Annotated in this window: 2 protein-coding genes; both read right to left on the bottom strand. The window is 76.3% G+C overall.

The features are described 5' to 3' along the window. Positions 1-75: 75 nt before the first annotated feature. The gene (locus MHY85_RS21035) at positions 76-816 is read right to left on the bottom strand and encodes a hypothetical protein (RefSeq protein ID WP_239200413.1); all 741 of its coding nucleotides are present in this window, start codon (positions 814-816) and stop codon (positions 76-78) included. Next, the coding region (locus tag MHY85_RS21030; RefSeq protein WP_239200411.1) for an OsmC family protein at positions 816-1,251 on the bottom strand (436 nt) is incomplete at its 5' end. The genes MHY85_RS21030 and MHY85_RS21035, both read right to left, overlap by 1 nt.

The following is a 1,251-nucleotide window of genomic DNA, read 5'->3' as shown; positions in this document are numbered from 1 at the left end:
CGGCTGTGCGCGGGACCCCCGCGCCCGCGCGCACCAACGCCCCGCCGAGATGGCAACTCTCGGCTGGCGCGGGGGCTAGCGGCGGGGGAGGTGCCGGCGGGGCTGCTCGATCAGGCGCGGGGCGCCCTCCGTGGCCTCGACCACGAGGACGCTGTCGCCCCAGCGGTCGGGCGCGGGGCCGAACGCCTTGCGCGCGCCCTGGACCACCGTGCGCCCGAGGGCCCGGCCGCCGGTGATGCCGATGACCGCGCCGATGCCGAACGGCACCATCCGCCCGAGCGCCAGGCCGCTCTGCCGCGCGAGCTGCTTGCGGAACAGCTGCCGGGTGAGCCGGGCGTTGACCCGCCGGATCGTGCCGGTCGGCATCCGGGTCAGCAGGGCCCGGGCGACGTTGAGCCCGCGCAGCCCGGTCAGCTCGCCGACGTCCGTGACGGCCTTCGCGCCGGACTCGCCGAGGATCGTGGCGAGCAGCAGCGCGCGGCGGCGCTCGGCGTCCTCGACGTCGATCCCGTGCACGCTCGCGACGGCCAGCGAGAACGCCGCGGACGCGCCGAAGAACGTCGCGACGTCGCCGATGGTCAGCGCCATCGCCACGCCGGTGCCCACCGCGGGCGCCGCCGCGGCCGCGCCGACCGCGCCGCCGGTGCCCTGGACGACGAGCAGGTACTCGCGCTCGAGCAGCCCGACGACCTCCGCGGGGGAGGCCTCGGGGTTGCGGCGCCGGATCGAGTCCACGTGGGCGTGGATCGTGGCGGACGGGATCGTCACGGCCCGGTCGAGGGCCGCGTCGACGATCGGGGTCCGGCGCAGCTCCATCACTCGCCCGTGATCTCGAGGTCGACGCTCGCCCCGGCCTTGAGCGTGTTCCCCACGGTGCAGTGCTGCTCGACGGCGCGGTGCACCACGCGCAGCAGCCGCTCCTTGGTGGCCTCGTCGAGGCCGGACAGGTCGACGACCATCCGCTCGTGCAGCTCGGGGTAGCGGTCCTCGGGCTTGTAGTTGTCCCCGCTCACCTCGACGGTGACCTCGACGTCGTCGCCGAGCCGGTGGCTCAGGGCGGTGTCGGCGGACATGCCGGAGCAGCCGGCGAGGGCGATCTTGAGCAGCTCGCCCGGGGTGAACACGGCGCCGGCCTCGGCGGGGCCCATGCGGACCTCGGCGCCGCGCTCGTTGCGCCCGGTGTAGGTGCGGGTGCCGGTGCGCTCGACCCAGAGCCGGGACGACGGTGCGGCGGGGGCGTCGGGGGTGGCG

The organism is Cellulomonas sp. ACRRI (assembly GCF_022346185.1).
GTDB lineage: Bacteria > Actinomycetota > Actinomycetes > Actinomycetales > Cellulomonadaceae > Cellulomonas.
This window is presented reverse-complemented; position numbering and strand designations above follow the sequence as displayed.

Bases quoted from the DNA above. Each gene is read 5' to 3' on its own strand.
- MHY85_RS21035 (WP_239200413.1), bottom strand. From the start codon at position 816: ATGGAGCTGCGCCGGACCCCGATCGTCGACGCGGCCCTCGACCGGGCC.